A 16,997-nucleotide genomic window follows, 5' to 3' on the forward strand; every position below is an offset into this window, starting at 1 on the left:
GCTTATTAATCCTGCCTCGTGGAGGGCAAAAAATGTTTAGCATAATAATACCAATATATAACACAGAAAAATATATTAGAGAATGTTTAGATAGTTTATTAAGAGAAGAAGTTGATATAGAAATTATTATTATTAATGATGGATCAACTGATAATAGTGATGAAATTATAAAAGAATATTTAGATAAAGGAAATATAAAATATTTTTGTCAAAAGAATAGTGGTGTATCAAAAGCAAGAAATCTAGGTATATCTAAGGCGACAGGAGATTATATAATGTTCTTAGATTCTGATGATTATATAAAGAAAGGTGCACTAAAAACTATAAGTGAAAAAATATATAAATATAAACCAGACTGTGTGATATATGGACATGAAAAGTTTAATAATAATGGACCTATTAGTATAGAAAACCTAAATTTTCTAGAAGAAAATAGAGTTTATAGTTCAAATGATATATTAAAATATGTCTTAAATTTAAAAATAAGAGGATATATTTGTGATAAAATTTTTAGACGTAGCATTTGGATTGATAATGATGTAAGGTTTGATAGTAAAAAATATTGTGAAGATTGGTATCCAACTACTTTATGTATAGAAAAATCAAAAAGTATCATAGCAATAAAGGAAGATTTATATTGTTATAGGCAACATGAAGAATCAGCTATGCATACAAAAGATATAGAAGTTGTTATAGGGTATAATGAGGCTGTAAATCAGATATTAAATAGCTTAGATGAAAAAGTAAGTGAAGAAAGTATTATAGCATTTAAGGGGAATACTTTTGGAGAAATAGTATCTGGATATAATGAAAATTATGAAGGAAATCATATATACTCAGATTTTAAAAAAGAAGGATTTTTAAATATACATGGTAGTGAGGTTATGAAAGTTTTACTTAATAATCAAGTAACTAATAGAAATAAAGTTTCCATTATTCTTTGGAAATTAAGAATATATAGTATTGTAAAAAGAATTTTATGGAATAAATAACTTTTTAAATTTTATATAGATATCAGGGGCTAAACAAGTTAAGTTTTATGTAAAGGAATGATTAAGATGTATAAGAAGATAAAAAAAGCAATAATACCTGCAGCGGGTCTTGGAACAAGATTCTTACCTGCAACTAAAGCACAACCTAAGGAGATGCTTCCAATAGTTGATAAACCAACTATACAATATATTATTGAGGAAGCGATAGCTTCAGGAATTGAAGAAATTCTTATTATCACAGGAAGAAGTAAAAAGTGTATAGAAGATCACTTTGATAGAAGTGTAGAACTTGAATTAGAACTTGAAAAAGCAGGAAAAGAAGAAATGCTTCATATGGTTCAAGATATTTCGAATATGGTTAATATTCACTATATCAGACAAAAGGAGCCAAGAGGCCTTGGTCATGCAATAAATTGTGCTAAAGTCTTTGTTGGAGATGAACCATTTGCAATACTTTTAGGAGACGATATTGTTTATAATGATGAAAAACCTTGCTTAAAGCAACTTATTGATTGTTATAATGAATACCATACTTCTGTATTAGGAGTTCAAACTGTACCACACAATAAAGTAGATAAATATGGAATAGTTGATGGAATAAAAGTAGAAGATAGAGTAATGAAAGTTAAAGGGTTAGTTGAAAAACCAAACGTAGATGAAGCTCCATCAGATGTTGCTATACTAGGAAGATATATAGTAACACCAAAGATATTTGAAATATTAGATAGAACAGCACCAGGTAAAGGAAATGAAATTCAACTTACAGATGCACTTTTAGAACTTATAAAAGAAGAAGCTATGTATGCATATGACTTCCAAGGAAGAAGATATGATGTTGGAGATAAGCTTGGATTCTTAGAAGCAACTGTAGAATATGCTTTAAGAAGAGATGAATTAAAAGATGGATTTACAGAATACTTAAAGGGTTTATTAAATATTGAAGATCAAAAAGAAGAGAAGGACGAAGAATAGGAGTTCAATATGAAAAAATATGATTATTTAATAGTAGGAGCAGGACTTTTTGGTGCTACTTTTGCTTATGAAATGAATAAAAAAGGTAAAACATGTCTTGTTATAGATAAGAAATCTCATATAGGTGGAAATGTATATTGCGAAAATGTTCATGGAATAAATGTTCATAAATATGGAGCTCATATATTCCATACAAGCAATAAAGAAGTATGGGATTATGTAAATAGCTTTGTAGAATTTAATAGATATACAAACTCACCAGTAGCAAACTATAAAGGTGAACTTTACAACCTTCCATTTAATATGAATACATTTTATGGATTATGGAAAGTTAAAACACCAGCTGAAGCAAAAGCTAAAATTGAAGAGCAAAAGAAAGAAGCTGGCATAGAGAATCCAAAGAATTTAGAAGAACAAGCTATAAGTTTAGTAGGAAAAGATATTTATGAAAAGCTTATAAAAGGATATACAGAAAAGCAATGGGGGCAAAAGGCTACAGAACTTCCAAGCTTTATTATAAAAAGACTTCCAGTAAGATTTACATTTGATAATAACTATTTTAATGATAAATATCAAGGGATTCCAATAGGTGGATATAATAAGATAGTAGAAAAAATGTTAGATGGTATAGAAGTAAAATTAAATACAGATTTCTTTGCAAATAAGGAAGAACTTGAAAGTGTAGCTGGAAAAGTAGTATTTACAGGAATGATAGATGAATATTATGATTATAAATTTGGAACTTTAGAATATAGAAGTTTAAGATTTGAAGATGAAATCTTAGATGAAGAAAATCATCAAGGAAATGCAGTTATAAATTATACAGAGTATGAGATTCCATACACAAGAATAATTGAACATAAGCATTTTGAAGATTGTAATTCAGAAAAAACTGTTATAACTAAAGAATATCCAGCAACTTGGGAAAAAGGTGATGAACCATATTATCCAATAAATAATGATAAGAATAATAATCTTTATGCTAAATATAAAGAACTTGGCGAAAGTGAAGAAAATATTATATTTGGTGGAAGACTTGGACAGTATAAGTACTTTGATATGCACAATGTAATAGAATCTGCATTAAATTGTGTAAAAGAGGAATTAAAATAAGAAAATAGATAATAATTAGAATAAAGCCCTAAAGATTTTAAGTTACTAGTGATAAAATATTTTAAATCTTTAGGGTTTTTGTATCTAAAAGTATAGGGTTTGAATTTTAATAAAAATAAAACTGTATTAAAAAAGAAAAGGAAATATGATATAATTCTAATTGAAATTTAAAGTGAAGACTCTTAAGGAGGGGAAATGTTGCGAAACGATAGCATAGAATTAAAGGAACTGATGTCTATTATAAAGAATAAGTGGAAAACTATAATAGGGATAATCCTAATATTTTTTATAGTATCAGTAATCTTTAATTTTTTTATTATGAAAATAGACTATAAAGCTGATATGACAATTTTTGTAGGCTCAAGCACTACTAAAACATCAGTTCAAGAAATGAATATAGAAATGTACCAAAGTATGATACAAACTTATTTAAAGAAGGAAGATAAAGAGACTTTAGTAAAAAATGCTATAAAAACTTCAGGACTTAATCTAAATGTAAATGAGGCTGTAAAAGACTTACTAATTACACCAAAAATATATTCAAATGCTTTTGAGATAGCATACTTAGACACAAATAAAGAAGTAGCTACTTTAATGGCACAAAATATAGCTTCAAATATGGTAAATGAGGCTGAAGCAAAAAATCCAAATGGGGATGTATATATAAATGGGAAAATATTATGTACTAAAAAACCAGTAATTCATAAGAGAATGCTTAATGTAGGTATAATTACTCTTTTAGGAATAATAGTTGGATTTGGAGTAGCTATATTAAGTGGATTAAAGAGTAAGAAAGCATAGGAATATGGAGGAAGAAAGTGAAAAAGTTAAGTATAATAGTTCCCGTTTATAATGTGGAAAATTATATAGTAGAATGTTTAGAATCATTAAGGAACCAAACAATAGATTCTTTAGAAATAATTGTTGTAGATGATGGCTCAAAAGATTCTAGTATAGAAAAAATCCAAAGCATGATAGATGGAGATAGAGTTAAATTAATAGTACAAGAAAACAAAGGACTTTCTGGGGCGAGAAATACAGGACTAAAAGTTGCAAAAGGAGAGTATGTAGCTTTCGTAGATAGTGATGATTATATAGGGATAAACACTGCTTATGAAGAAATGTACAATCTTGCAATAAGTGAGAAAAGTGAAATTGTAGCAGGAAATTGTATAAAGTTTTATGAAGATGGAAGAGAAGAAAAATTAGAAAGAAATATGGAGTTTTTTAAAAAAAGCCCAATGGAAGCTGAAGAATTCTTTTTAAATTCATTAGAGAGTAATAGAGTTTATGCGCCTGTATGGCTTAATATTTACAAAAGAGATTTCTTAAAAGAAAATAGTCTTCAATTTATGGAAGGAGTTCTTCATGAAGATGAGGAGTTCACTCCAAGAGTTTTATTAAAGGCAAAGAAAGTTTCTATATATAATAAAGATTTTTATATGTATAGACAACGTGCAGGTTCAATAATGAACTCAGGAAAAAATAAGAAACATGCTACAGATATTTTAAAAATCTGTGGATCTTTAAATAAAAAGATTGATGAGATACATGATGAGAGATTAAAAAGAAGATTTGCAAATTATTTATGCAGTCATGTATTAACTCATATTTATTTTTATGAATTAGATAAAGTTGACAATGAAGATGTATTTAAACTTTTAGATAGAGATTATTATGGAAAAAATATTAAACTTAGAAGAAGCCTGTTAAAAATAAGTCCAAAACTTTACTGTTCTGTAGAAAATGTATATAGATCAGTAACAGGCAAAAGAAAGGAAAAATAAAATGAAAATATGTGCTGTAGTTGTAACTTATAATAGATTAGATTTATTAAAAGGTACAATAGATAAGCTTTTAAACCAGAGTAGAAAGCTTGATGAGATTATTATTATAGATAATAAATGTACTGATGGAACATCAGATTATTTAAAAACATTAGGAGATAAAATAACACCTATATTTTTAGATGAAAATTTAGGTGGAGCAGGTGGTTTTAATAAAGGAATAAAAGCTGCTTATGAGAACGGTCATGATTATATTTGGATAATGGATGATGATACTTTTGCTACAGAAACTGCATTAGAAAATATGATAAATAAATTTGATATAGTTGGAAATAAATTTGGATTTATGTGTAGTAATGTACTTTTTAAAGATAATAAAGCTTGCGTTATGAATGTTCCAACAGTAGAGAGTGTCTGGAATGATTATTTACCAGAGGGGCTTGTTAGGGTTAAAAATGCATCATTTGTTTCAATAATGTTCCCAAGAGAAATTGTAAAAGAATTAGGACTTCCTATTAAAGATTTCTTTATTTGGGGTGATGATACAGAATATACTTTAAGAATTAGTGCAAAATATCCATCATATATGAGTATGGATAGTATTGTTCATCATCATATGAAAGAAAATGTTGGTGTTGACATAATAAGTGGAGATACTGCAAGAGTTTCGAGATATTTTTATGAATTTAGAAATAAGTTCTATATGCATAAAAAGAGAGGATTTAAAGGAACACTTTCATTTACAAAGCATACAGTTAGAACAATACTTAACATACTATCTAAGAGTAAAGATGGGAAAGGTGCAAAGATTAAAGTTGTCTTAAGAGGATACTTTAAAGGACTAACCTTTAATCCTAAGGTAGAACATGTTAGCTAAAGAGATGAATGGGAAAGAAATGAGAAAAGCTAATATTATTGAAATAATAGAATACTTATTAGCATTTTTTTTAGTAATAGAAAGTAATTCTGTATGGAACTATGTATATTTAAAGAAAAGTACAACGTATATAATTATGGCAATAGTATATATACTTATAATATTAACTTTTAAAGATATTCTTTTAAATAGGGGGAATTTTAAGAGACTTGTTTATGTAATATTAGGTATAAGTATATATAATATAGTTTTTATAATGTTAAATGATATAAATAGAATTCAGTTTATACTGCAATTTGTAGTAATATTACTTGGATTAATAGTTTATCAAGTTGGATTGATAAATAGAGGAAATGGAAGTAAATTGTTGTTGAAAATGTCTAATATAATAGTTGTATTAGCAGTAATATCGATAATTGGTTATGTTTTCTGTACATTATTAAATGTAATACATCCAAGTGCATCTATATATTATTTATGGGGTGGTGCTAGATATATTCCAAGTTATTATGGATTATATTATGTAACACAGTATATAGGACTTCATGGAATGAATTTTACTAGAAATTCAGGAGTTTTCACTGAAGGAACTATGTATGCATTTGTATTAACTGTTTCTATGATGTGTGAATTATTTTTAAGAAAAAAAGTCAAAAAAATTAATATAATAATTCTTATAGTTGCAATACTTTCAACATTTTCAACTACAGGAATAGTTGTTTCATTTGGAATAATTATATGTAGATTAATTATAGAAGTATTTAGAAATAAAAAGTGGAGAAAAGTTGGAATGATAGTAATTCCTATCGTAGTTGTTATAGGAGTAGTTGTTGCAGGATATTTTGTATCAAGTAAATTACATCAAGGAACTGATAGTAAAAAAGCATCTATATCTATAAGAACAGATGATATGAAAGTTGGAGCTGAAGCATTTAAAGATAGACCTATTATAGGGTATGGATATGGACAGTTTAATTATGTTCAACAATATATGAACTTAAAACTTAGAAAAAATGATATTGGTGGAAGCAGTGGAGTAATGTCAATATTACCTGAAGGCGGAATCTACTTATTTAGTATGTATTTAATTCCGATGCTTTTAGCAATTGGATATGGAATTAAAAAGAGAAAACCTAAATATGTGATTATTAGTTTAGCAATGTTTGTTATATTAGTAGTTACAAAAATAGAGTATAGGTATTTAGTGATGTATTTCCTAGCATTAGGATGGTGTTTCTTATTTAAGCGAGGAGAAAAAGCTTTAGAAAAAGGGAGATAATAATGAATAAAAGTATAAGTGTAAAGAGAAATGTAGTATATAATCTTGCATATCAAATAGTTACTTTATTTCTACCGTTAATTACAGTACCGTATATATCAAGGGTTTTAGGAGCTAATGGAGTAGGTATATCTAGTTATACCAACTCCATAGTTCAATATTTTGTAATCCTTGGAACAATCGGAATAAGTTTATATGGGAATAGACAAATAGCATATGTAAGAGATGATAAGGAAAAATTATCAGTAACTTTTTGGGCTATTACAATTTTAAAATTAATAACTACGGGTGTAGCATTTATTATATATATGATAATATTCGCAAATCAAAAAGATTATAAAATTGTATTTTTAATTCAAGGGATAAATATTTTAGTAGCAACAATAGATATATCATGGCTGTTTATGGGATTAGAAGATTTTAAGAAAACAGTAACAAGAAATATTATTGTTAGAATTATTGGAGTAATATTAATTTTTACTTTTGTAAAACATGAGAATGATGTTGCGTTATATGTATTTATAAATGCAATTATGGCTTTAATAGGGAACTTAGTTATGTGGCCATATTTATCAAAAACTGTACAAAAAGTTAAGGTAAGATGGAGTGATATAAGAGAACATCTAAGACCAGCAATGGCTCTTTTTATTCCACAAATTGCAATTCAGATTTATGCAGTATTAGATAGATCGATGCTTGGACTTTTATCTAATACAACACAAGTTGGACTTTACCAACAATCACAAAGTATAGTAAAATTAGTATTAGGGCTTGTAACATCTTTAGGTGTTGTAATGTTACCTAGAATGAGTAATGTTTTTGCAAGCGGTGATAGAAATAAACTAAAGGAACATTTAAATAGAAGTTTAGTTGGAGTATCATATGTATCCATTCCAATGGCATTTGGACTTGCAAGTATAGCTGAAAAGTTTGTTCCATGGTTTTTTGGAAAAGGATTTGGTGAAGTAAAATACCTATTAATAATATCAGTACCTATTTTATTTCTTATAGCATTAAGTAATGTATTAGGTGTGCAATATTTATTACCAACAAATAAAAACAGACAATTTACTGTTTCTGTTACTGTAGGTGCTATAGTAAACGTAATACTAAACTTTATATTAATACCACATTATGATGCTTTTGGTTCATGTATTGCAACGGTAGTTGCAGAACTAAGCGTAACAGCAGTACAATACATATTCTTATATAAAGAAATAGAAATGAAACCATTAATAAAAGCAATTTTTAAATACATGATAGCAGGTATTATAATGACTGTTGTAGTAGTATTTATAGGTAGAATGATGGAAGCTAATGTCATAACGACTTTAATCCAATCAATAGTTGGGGTAGTGATTTATTTCCTAGCATTAGTTATAATAAAAGATGAAACAAACAAACTAGTGATTGAATTTATAATAAAAAAATTTAAGAGATACTAAGGAGTAATTATGGATAATAAAATAAGAAAAGCGATAATTCCTGCTGCAGGTCTTGGAACAAGATTTTTACCTGCAACTAAAGCACAACCTAAGGAGATGCTTCCAATAGTTGATAAACCAACTATACAATATATTATTGAGGAAGCGATAGCTTCAGGAATTGAAGAAATTCTTATTATCACAGGAAGAAGTAAAAAGTGTATAGAAGATCACTTTGATAGAAGTGTAGAACTTGAATTAGAACTTGAAAAAGCAGGAAAAGAAGGAATGCTTCATATGGTTCAAGATATTTCAAATATGGTTGATATTCACTATATTAGACAAAAAGAACCAAGAGGACTTGGCCATGCAATAAACTGTGCTAAAGCTTTCGTTGGAGATGAGCCATTTGCAATACTTTTAGGAGACGATATTGTTTATAACGATGAAAAACCTTGTTTAAAGCAACTTATTGATTGCTATAACGAATATCATACTTCTGTACTAGGAGTTCAAACTGTACCTCACGATAAAGTTAATAAATACGGAATAGTTGATGGAATCGAAATTGAAAACAGAGTAATGAAGGTTAAAGGATTAGTTGAAAAACCAAACATAGATGAAGCTCCATCTAATGTTGCTATACTTGGAAGATATATAGTAACACCAAAAATCTTTGAAATATTAGATAGAACAGCACCAGGTAAGGGAAATGAAATTCAACTTACAGATGCACTTTTAGATCTTATAAAAGAAGAAGCTATGTATGCATATGACTTCCAAGGAAGAAGATACGATGTTGGAGATAAACTTGGATTCTTAGAAGCAACTGTAGAATATGCTTTAAGAAGAGATGAATTAAAAGATGGATTTACAGAGTATTTAAAAGGAATATTAAAATAGAACAAGCCTTATTTAAAGAAGATTGCAAAGCAATCTTCTTTTTTTATGTTTATAGTTCTACAAAATCTGATGTAATAAAACAATACATGTGAATAATTTGTGTACTAAATATTTCTAATATGTTAAAATTAGGAATAAAAAGTAGTAAGGGGGAAAAGAAATTTATGAGAAAAAAAAGAAAAAGAGATGTTATATTTAGAAGAAGACAAACTTTAGCTATAGGGATAATATTATTTGTAGTTGGGTGTAGTGGAGTTATGATATATAAAGGTAATAATAATATTACTAAAGAAGCAAATGGTAAAAGTGGAAAAGAAAAAGTAAAAGAGGAAGTTAAAAAAGTAGAGAAAAAGGAAATTGTAATAACAGCAGCTGGAGATTGTACCTTAGGAACAGATCCTAAGTTTGGATATGGGTCAAGCTTTAATGCAGAAGTAGCAAATGCAGGGAATAACTATAGTACAATTATGAAAAATGTAAAAGATATTTTTGATAAAGATGATTATACATTAGTTAATCTTGAAACTACATTTACTGATTCAAATATAAAAAAAGATAAGGGTGCTGGAACAGTATTTCATTTTAAAGGACCAAAAAGTTTTGTGAATATTCTTAATGAAGGAAATATTGAAGGAGTAACAGTTGCTAATAACCATATATATGATTATGGACAAAAAGGCTTTGATGATACAATTCAAACTTTAGAAGAAGCTAATATAGATTACTGTGGTGAGGGATATAAAATAATAAAAGATATAAAAGGGATTAAATTTGCTTTTTTAGGATACCAAGCTTGGAGTGATACTAAAGAATTTAAAGAAAAGATAAAGGCAGATATTGAAGATTGTAGAGATAAGGGAGCTATAGTTGTTATTCCATATTTCCATTGGGGAATAGAGCGAGATGGTAAGCCTTATAGTGTACAAGTTGAATTAGGTAGATATGCTATAGATAATGGAGCTGATATGGTTTTAGGAGCACATCCTCATGTAATTCAAAGTATGGAAAATTATAAAGGAAAATTAATAGCTTATTCTTTAGGTAATTTTAGCTTTGGAGGAAATTCAAATCCAAGTGATAAAAGAGCAATAATGCTCCAAACTAAGTTTAAGTTTGAAGATAATGAATTAAAAAAGATGGAGTATAAAGTTATACCAACTAGTATAAGCTCTGTAAGTAATAGAAATGATTATAGACCTACACCTTATGAAGGAGAAAAGAAAAAAGAAGTATTAAGATATGTTAACTCTTTATCAAATCTAGATGGAAAAATAAAAGATACATTTTTTTCAATAGATAATTAAAAGACAAATTAGGCATAAGAATAAAGAATAGAAATATAAATAAATAGAAAAAATTTTTAGGGAGAATCTTATGGCTTTTTGTAAATGGTGTGGAAAAAAAGTAACAGATAAAATGAAATTTTGTGGATATTGCGGAAAAGTTAATCCGAATTTTATGAAGGAAGAAAAGAATTTAAGTGAAGAGCAAAGCTTAAGTGAAGAAGATAACTTAAATAAAGCAACTAGTTTAAATGGAGAAAAAAAGGATTTAGAACATAGAGATAAAAAAATTGCAAAGGAAGAAAGTAAATTAGATTTATATAAAAGCGAGGAAGAAAGTCAGGAAGCGAAGAATAGGAGAGAGAGGATACAATATCAAAAAAACTCTGATATAGGCATAAATAGAGCAGAATTAGAAAGAAAAAATTTTGAAAGTAAGAAAAAAGAAAAAAATAAAACTCCTTTAATAGTTGGTGGAATTTTAGGCTGTATATTAATTGGAGGAATAATAGTTTATAGTTTCTATGACGATGTAATGTATTTAAAATATAAAAAAGCTATACAACAAACTACCAATATAGGTGAGAAATTTTTAAATTATGATAAGATAATTTCTTATGGAAACTTTGAAAAAGCAAAGCCACAGATATTAGAGTTAATAGAAAATGATATAGGGTATTTAAATTATTTGGATACTATGAAAAGTATTGATAAGGAAAAGAGAGAAGAAATAAAAAGAGAATGTTTAGTCTCATTTGCTCAAGAAAAATACCTAGAAGAAGATTATATAAATGCAAAGTATGCATTAGATAGGGCAACAAAACATGGATATAGTATAGATAATGGTTTTTATAGAAAAGTTGAGGCTAAGGTTGAAAATATGGAAACTAGCTTTGATAAAATAGATGAGCATTTAATGGAAGAGTGGGATTATTCATATGTTGAAAATGATGGCTTTTATTTTTATGACAGCGATTCGAGATATTTAGGAAGAGATGAATTAAGAAATTTTACAAAGGAAGAGTTAGCACTTATTAGAAATGAAATATATGCAAGACATGGATATGAATTTCATCAACAACCTTTTAAGAACTATTTTAATTCAAAGACATGGTATAGAAAAAATTCGTATTTTAAAGGTACGGACAATGAGTTAAATGAATATGAAAGAGCTAATGTTAAGCTGATAGCAAACCTAGAAAAGGGAAAATAGTATGAAGAAAAAGTGGTTTATGGCATTAACAATTATAATGATAGTAGGAATTCTTACTGGGTGTTTAGATAATGAAAAGAAGATTCAGTTACCAGAGAATGAAATTAATTATTTAGAAGAAGAGAGTAAAGTAAAAGAAGAAAATAAAGAAGTTCAAAAGGACAAGATAGAAACTGAAGTAATAAGTGAATATGCCAATAATAAGAATATAACTATATTAATAGATCCAGGGCATAGTAAAAATCCTAGTAAAGGTGTAGAAAAAATATCACCTAATGGGAATGAAACAAAGTTAAAAGATACAAGTGGGGCAATGGGAGAAACTACTAGAATACCAGAATATAATATTGTAATGGATGTTGCCTTAAAGTTAGAAAAGGAATTATTGAATAAAGGTTATAATGTATTTTTAACAAGAAAAGAAGTAAATGAAGCGTTAAGCAATATAGAACGAGCAGAAGAAGGAAATAGACTAAATGCAGATTTAGTTATTAAGCTACATTGTGATAGTGCAACTGCAAAAGAGGCAAAAGGGGCATCTATGCTTATACCAAGAGAAAAAGGATATATTACTAAAGAGGTTGAAGAAAAAAGTAAAGAGTATGGAAAAATAGTGCTTGAAGAATATATAAGAGAAACTAATTTAAATAATAGAGGATTAGTTTATAGAAATGATTTAACAGGGTTTAATTGGTCTAAGGTTCCAATAATACTATTAGAAATGGGTTTTTTATCTAATAAAAGTGATGAACTTTATTTAACACAGGAGGAAAGTAAAGAGAGAATAGTGGAAGGTATAAGTAATGGAATAGATAAGATTCAATTTGAAAAGAAATAGATAGAGGCTTTTACACAAACTATTTTATAGAGCTATTAGAGGTTTTGAATTAAAATTTTAATAAGGTGCTTAAATATAAAAACTGTAGATAATTTTGATTTATACAAAGTTATCTACAGTTTAATTTTTTTCTTATTTTTTTCTTTTTAATTCTTTATTTACTTGTTTTTTTACTTCATACCATGATGGTAAAAGATCTATTTGGTCTAAAATACTTTCGATTTCTCCAACTGTATCCATAGTTTCAAGTTGTTTTGTGAAACCTTCGATTTTAGTATCAAGGTCTAATCTCTTTTTTGTTTCTTTAGAAACTTGTTTTTGGAATTTATTCATAATAAATGCCTCCTCATAAATTAAATTTATATGTTTATATTATAACATAACATAACTTTTTATGTATTTTAAATTAGAAATTATAAAATTAAAGTTAAATTTATAAAAAAATTATAATAAATAATTTTCATATTAAATATTAATAGATATGGGAGTATATAGAATAGACTATTAATTAGGAGGAATATATGGAAATAAATTTATATGATATTTTAGAAATTTCTAAAATATCTACAGTAAATGAAATAAAAAAATCATATGCTAATATGCTTAGAAAATATCCACCAGAAAAATTTAATGATAAATTTTCAGAAATTAATAAAGCATATGAGACTTTAATAGATGAAGAAAGAAGATATAAGTATGATCAATTAAATGGATATTCTGAGAAGAGTCAAAGACTATTAGATGAGGGATTAGAGCATATAAGAAATGGGGAAATAAAGATTGGGAAAAAGAAGATTTATAATTTTTTAAAAATAGAAGGAGAAGTACCTTATGTCTTAAATGAATTAGCGAAAGTTTATGAAATAGAAGAGGAGTACGAGTTAGCTTATGAAAAGCAAAAAAAGGTATTAGAAAAAGGAAAGTTTGTGACTTTTGAGCAGATAGATAATATGATTACGTATTTATATAAATTAGAGAAGGAAGAAAAATTAAATTTTTATATGAAAAAAGCAATATTAAAATTTAAGAATATAGAAACATACTTCAACATAATAAATTTATATATTGAGGATAAGAAGTTTGATAAAGCAAATGACATAGTTTTAAATAATGTTATTCCATTTTTAAGTAAGCAAAGTAGTTTTGAAGGATATATCAATTTATCAAAAATAGGATTTAAAATGGGTGATAATAAAAAAGGAATATGCTATTTAATGGAAGCTCTAAATTTAGAAACAGAATATTCTAGAGAGGTTGAAAAAAAATTAAACATAGTTAAAAGTATCATTGTAGAAGAATTGAATTTTAAGAATGCAGAAGGATTTATGGATGTTTTAAAGGATGAAGAATATTATTTGATTAAGGTAAAGTGTTATTTAGAAGAAGAAGAATATAGAATGAATTTAAAATGGATGAATGAAACTACAAGAAGGATAAAAAAGTTAATAGCTATAGATAAAAGTAGTTTGCAAGGAACATTGAAAAAATTTTTATTGGCATCATCTAGAAAAAGGATAGCCATAAATGAAGAAGAAAGAGAAGAAATAGATGAAGAAGTAGCATTTTATTTAGAAAAATTAAAGGAAGAAGATAGAAAAAAACTAAAAAAAAGCTTAAGGATTTTAGAAAAATTTCATAATGAAATATATAGATTAGATGCAAGAGGTTTATTTGATAAGTATGGCGGATTTATTCCTTATGATGAGCTGAAAAGAAAAAAATAATTCGTATATTTTTATTATATTAGCAATAGTCATAATTATTGCACTTTTAGAATTTATATAAGGAAGGAATGTAGAATGGAATGGACTAATTTTATAAAAGAATTTGAGGAGTATAAAAATAAATATTTGGAAGATAAAGCTTCATTAAAAAAAATAGTTGAAGACAAAGAGTTAAAGGATATTTTTAATAATAGTGAGAGACTAAGAAAAAAGGAACTTATGAAGTTTGAAAGGTTAGAAAGCTTATACTTAGAAAAAATTGATGGATTAGAAAATGACCTAATTAAGGTAAATAGAGAACTAGATGAAACTAAAAAAAATTTAAAGAAAGTTTTAAATGGAGTTGTAGGAGTATTAGATGAAATAGAGGAATTAAAAGAGAATTTAGATGATAAGAAAGAATTGAAGAATTCAAAGATACTTAATAAAAGTTTAAAAGCTATAGATAAAAAGGTAACTTATATTGGGATAGAAAAAATAAAAACTGTATTAGAGCAATTTGATGAGGATGTTCATTATTGTGTAGAAGTTATAGAGAAAAAAGGATATGAAAATGAAACCATCATTGAAGAGGTAAAAAGGGGATATAAATACAGAGGAGAAGTAATTAGAGAAAGTAAAGTTGTAGTAATAAAAAATGGGGGAGAGTAATTAAAATGGGACATATAATAGGGATTGATTTAGGAACTACTACGTCAGAGGTAGCATATATAAAAGATGGAAAAGCTATCATGATAGGAAATGAAAAGTATTGTGATGGAAATGTTATGCCATCTGTAGTAACAATAAAGAAAGATGAAATAATAGTTGGAAAGAAAGCAAAAAGACAAATGCTTATAAGACCAGAAATAACTATAACAGAAGTAAAAAGATTAATGGGAACAAATGAAAAAATAAAAATAAATGAAAAAGAGTATTTACCTCAACAAATATCGGCAATAATATTAAAAGAACTTAAAGAAATGGCCGAAGAACAGATAGGGAAAATTGATGAAGCTGTAATAACAGTGCCAGCAAACTTTAGTGAAGTTCAAAGAGCTGCAACAAAAGAAGCAGCTCAAATGGCAGGGATTAAGGTTGAGAGAATAATAAATGAACCAACAGCTGCAGCTATGTATTATGGCTTAGAGAATATAGGGAAAGAAGCTAAGATACTAGTTTATGATTTAGGAGGTGGGACTTTTGATTGTACAGTATTAGACTTATTTTCAGGAATAATGGATGTAAAGGCCAGCAGAGGGGATAATCTTTTAGGTGGAAAAGATTTTGATAAGAAAATAGAAGAATATATTTTAGAGTATATAAAGAAAAATACAGAGATTGATATAAATAAACTAAGTAAAAAGAAAAAAAGTGAAATAAATGAAGCTGCAGAAGAAGCAAAAAAGGATTTATCAGTATCTAATAGTACTGAAATTATAATAAATAATTTAGGAATAGATAAAGAAGGAGAGCCTATTGATATAGAGATAGATTTTTCAAGAGAGCAGTTTGATGAAGTAACAAAAGAGTTAATTAGAAGAACTGAAACTATTGTTAATGAATCATTAATAGCGGCAGGAATAACGAAAAAAGATATAGATGTTGTTCTTTTAGTTGGTGGATCAAGCAGAATGAAAGCAGTATCTGAAATGCTTAAAAATGAATTTGGCGATAAGGTTGTTGGAAATATAAATGCAGATGAAGCAGTTGCACTTGGAGCAGCAGTACAAGGTGGTATAAAAAAGGATGAGATAAAATCAGAGGATGGTCTTATAGTAACGGATATTTGTAGTTATACTCTTGGAGTTGCAGTAGAGGAAAATGAGTTTAGCCCAATAATAAAAAGAGATATGAAGTTACCTGCAGTGAAATCAGAAATTTATGTAACAGCAACAGATAATCAAGAGAGGGTTAACATAAGAGTATATCAAGGAGAAGAAAAATGGACAGATGAAAATATATTTGTTGGTAATTTTGTTATAGATAATATACCTAAGAATAAAGCTTTGGAAGAAAAAATAGAAGTGACTTTTTCATATGATTTAAATGGAATGTTAGATGTATCTATAGAAGTATTATCAACAGGACAAAAAAGAAATAAAATTATGGCAGTGGAAAGATTAAATAGAGAAGAGTTAGAAGAATTATCAAAAGAGATAGGAGTAAAGGATGATAAAGCTCTTATTGAAGAATCAGAACTTTATAATCTAGTAAGAGTGAGTATAGATGTAGCTAAGGAGAGAGGTGAGAAGATGGATGAGAATACTTTAAAAGAAGTTAATTTTATAATTTTAGAAATTAAAGAAGCTATTAGAAAAAATGATGAAAAGAAAGTTATCGAACTAGATGATAGATTAACAGATATATTGTTTGATATAGATTAGGAGTATAGTCAGAAGGACTAACTTATAAATATAAAAAGTATATTTGAGAGTAAATCATAAAGGGAAATTTAACTGTAATGATATTAATGTTAAAGAAAATTAATATTTGAACAATAAAAAGAGAAGAAATTCTCTTTTTATTTTCTTATAATGTTAAATTATTTTAAGAGCAAGTAAAAACTTATGAAAAGGTTTAAATAGGTGGTATAATTAATGAGTAGATAAA

16 protein-coding genes are annotated in these 16,997 nt (G+C 27.1%); 15 read left to right on the plus strand and 1 reads right to left on the minus strand.

All coding sequences use genetic code 11. The annotated features are described in order from the left end of the window. Window positions 1-32 precede the first annotated feature (32 nt). From Q0W06_RS02775 to Q0W06_RS02830, 12 genes are all read left to right on the plus strand, one after another. Window positions 33-992, plus strand: a complete 960-nt coding sequence (locus tag Q0W06_RS02775; RefSeq protein WP_297631094.1) for a glycosyltransferase family 2 protein — start codon at window positions 33-35, stop codon at window positions 990-992. 66 nt (window positions 993-1,058) lie between these two features. Further along, entirely contained in the window at window positions 1,059-1,964 is a 906-nt protein-coding gene (gene galU, locus Q0W06_RS02780) for a UTP--glucose-1-phosphate uridylyltransferase GalU (protein WP_297631097.1), read from the plus strand. Window positions 1,965-1,973: 9 nt separating this feature from the next. Next, window positions 1,974-3,077 carry a UDP-galactopyranose mutase gene (gene glf / locus Q0W06_RS02785; protein WP_297631101.1) on the plus strand — a complete coding sequence of 368 codons (1,104 nt, stop codon included), beginning with the start codon at window positions 1,974-1,976 and terminating at the stop codon, window positions 3,075-3,077. Window positions 3,078-3,272: 195 nt separating this feature from the next. Next, window positions 3,273-3,878: a Wzz/FepE/Etk N-terminal domain-containing protein gene (locus Q0W06_RS02790; protein ID WP_297631104.1), complete on the plus strand. Its 606-nt coding sequence runs from the start codon at window positions 3,273-3,275 to the stop codon at window positions 3,876-3,878. Between the two features lie 17 nt (window positions 3,879-3,895). Continuing rightward, window positions 3,896-4,864 (plus strand): glycosyltransferase, encoded by a 969-nt coding sequence (locus Q0W06_RS02795; protein ID WP_297631107.1) that lies wholly within the window; start codon window positions 3,896-3,898, stop codon window positions 4,862-4,864. A gap of 1 nt (window position 4,865) precedes the next feature. Continuing rightward, a complete protein-coding gene (locus tag Q0W06_RS02800; protein WP_297631110.1) occupies window positions 4,866-5,741 on the plus strand; it encodes a glycosyltransferase family 2 protein in 876 nt (291 codons plus the stop codon). After that, the gene (locus tag Q0W06_RS02805) at window positions 5,731-7,020 is read left to right on the plus strand and encodes an O-antigen ligase family protein (protein WP_297631112.1); all 1,290 of its coding nucleotides are present in this window, start codon (window positions 5,731-5,733) and stop codon (window positions 7,018-7,020) included. Before Q0W06_RS02800 ends, Q0W06_RS02805 begins: the two co-directional genes overlap by 11 nt. 2 nt (window positions 7,021-7,022) lie before the next feature. Beyond that, entirely contained in the window at window positions 7,023-8,465 is a 1,443-nt protein-coding gene (locus Q0W06_RS02810) for a flippase (protein ID WP_297631115.1), read from the plus strand. 9 nt (window positions 8,466-8,474) lie between these two features. Next, window positions 8,475-9,347: a UTP--glucose-1-phosphate uridylyltransferase GalU gene (gene galU, locus Q0W06_RS02815; protein ID WP_297631117.1), complete on the plus strand. Its 873-nt coding sequence runs from the start codon at window positions 8,475-8,477 to the stop codon at window positions 9,345-9,347. Window positions 9,348-9,511: 164 nt separating this feature from the next. Next, on the plus strand, window positions 9,512-10,651 hold the full coding sequence (locus Q0W06_RS02820) for a CapA family protein (protein ID WP_297631120.1): 1,140 nt from the start codon (window positions 9,512-9,514) through the stop codon (window positions 10,649-10,651). Window positions 10,652-10,721: 70 nt separating this feature from the next. Continuing rightward, a complete protein-coding gene (locus tag Q0W06_RS02825; RefSeq protein ID WP_297631122.1) occupies window positions 10,722-11,843 on the plus strand; it encodes a YARHG domain-containing protein in 1,122 nt (373 codons plus the stop codon). Between the two features lies 1 nt (window position 11,844). After that, window positions 11,845-12,681 (plus strand): N-acetylmuramoyl-L-alanine amidase, encoded by an 837-nt coding sequence (locus Q0W06_RS02830; RefSeq protein ID WP_297631123.1) that lies wholly within the window; start codon window positions 11,845-11,847, stop codon window positions 12,679-12,681. Between the two features lie 132 nt (window positions 12,682-12,813). Here the strand turns inward: Q0W06_RS02830 and Q0W06_RS02835 are convergent, their stop codons facing one another. Continuing rightward, window positions 12,814-13,014: a hypothetical protein gene (locus Q0W06_RS02835; protein ID WP_297631125.1), complete on the minus strand. Its 201-nt coding sequence runs from the start codon at window positions 13,012-13,014 to the stop codon at window positions 12,814-12,816. Window positions 13,015-13,202: 188 nt separating this feature from the next. On the opposite strand from Q0W06_RS02835, the gene Q0W06_RS02840 reads away from it, so the two are divergent. From Q0W06_RS02840 to Q0W06_RS02850, 3 genes are all read left to right on the plus strand, one after another. Then, entirely contained in the window at window positions 13,203-14,405 is a 1,203-nt protein-coding gene (locus Q0W06_RS02840) for a DnaJ domain-containing protein (RefSeq protein WP_297631128.1), read from the plus strand. A gap of 75 nt (window positions 14,406-14,480) precedes the next feature. Further along, window positions 14,481-15,056, plus strand: a complete 576-nt coding sequence (gene grpE / locus Q0W06_RS02845) for a nucleotide exchange factor GrpE (protein ID WP_297631131.1) — start codon at window positions 14,481-14,483, stop codon at window positions 15,054-15,056. A gap of 5 nt (window positions 15,057-15,061) precedes the next feature. After that, window positions 15,062-16,771, plus strand: a complete 1,710-nt coding sequence (locus tag Q0W06_RS02850; RefSeq protein WP_297631133.1) for an Hsp70 family protein — start codon at window positions 15,062-15,064, stop codon at window positions 16,769-16,771. Window positions 16,772-16,997 lie beyond the last annotated feature (226 nt).

Origin of the sequence: uncultured Clostridium sp., assembly GCF_947072515.1 — a bacterium.
Classification (GTDB): Bacteria; Bacillota; Clostridia; order Clostridiales; family Clostridiaceae; genus Clostridium.

Coding starts and splice junctions, on each gene's coding strand:
- Q0W06_RS02820 (WP_297631120.1), top strand. CDS start 9,512: ATGAGAAAAAAAAGAAAAAGAGATGTTATATTTAGAAGAAGACAAACT.
- Q0W06_RS02830 (WP_297631123.1), top strand. CDS start 11,845: ATGAAGAAAAAGTGGTTTATGGCATTAACAATTATAATGATAGTAGGA.
- galU (WP_297631117.1), top strand. CDS start 8,475: ATGGATAATAAAATAAGAAAAGCGATAATTCCTGCTGCAGGTCTTGGA.
- Q0W06_RS02850 (WP_297631133.1), top strand. CDS start 15,062: ATGGGACATATAATAGGGATTGATTTAGGAACTACTACGTCAGAGGTA.
- Q0W06_RS02835 (WP_297631125.1), bottom strand. CDS start 13,014: ATGAATAAATTCCAAAAACAAGTTTCTAAAGAAACAAAAAAGAGATTA.
- Q0W06_RS02840 (WP_297631128.1), top strand. CDS start 13,203: ATGGAAATAAATTTATATGATATTTTAGAAATTTCTAAAATATCTACA.
- galU (WP_297631097.1), top strand. CDS start 1,059: ATGTATAAGAAGATAAAAAAAGCAATAATACCTGCAGCGGGTCTTGGA.
- Q0W06_RS02825 (WP_297631122.1), top strand. CDS start 10,722: ATGGCTTTTTGTAAATGGTGTGGAAAAAAAGTAACAGATAAAATGAAA.
- Q0W06_RS02790 (WP_297631104.1), top strand. CDS start 3,273: ATGTTGCGAAACGATAGCATAGAATTAAAGGAACTGATGTCTATTATA.
- Q0W06_RS02805 (WP_297631112.1), top strand. CDS start 5,731: ATGTTAGCTAAAGAGATGAATGGGAAAGAAATGAGAAAAGCTAATATT.
- Q0W06_RS02810 (WP_297631115.1), top strand. CDS start 7,023: ATGAATAAAAGTATAAGTGTAAAGAGAAATGTAGTATATAATCTTGCA.
- grpE (WP_297631131.1), top strand. CDS start 14,481: ATGGAATGGACTAATTTTATAAAAGAATTTGAGGAGTATAAAAATAAA.
- Q0W06_RS02775 (WP_297631094.1), top strand. CDS start 33: ATGTTTAGCATAATAATACCAATATATAACACAGAAAAATATATTAGA.
- glf (WP_297631101.1), top strand. CDS start 1,974: ATGAAAAAATATGATTATTTAATAGTAGGAGCAGGACTTTTTGGTGCT.
- Q0W06_RS02800 (WP_297631110.1), top strand. CDS start 4,866: ATGAAAATATGTGCTGTAGTTGTAACTTATAATAGATTAGATTTATTA.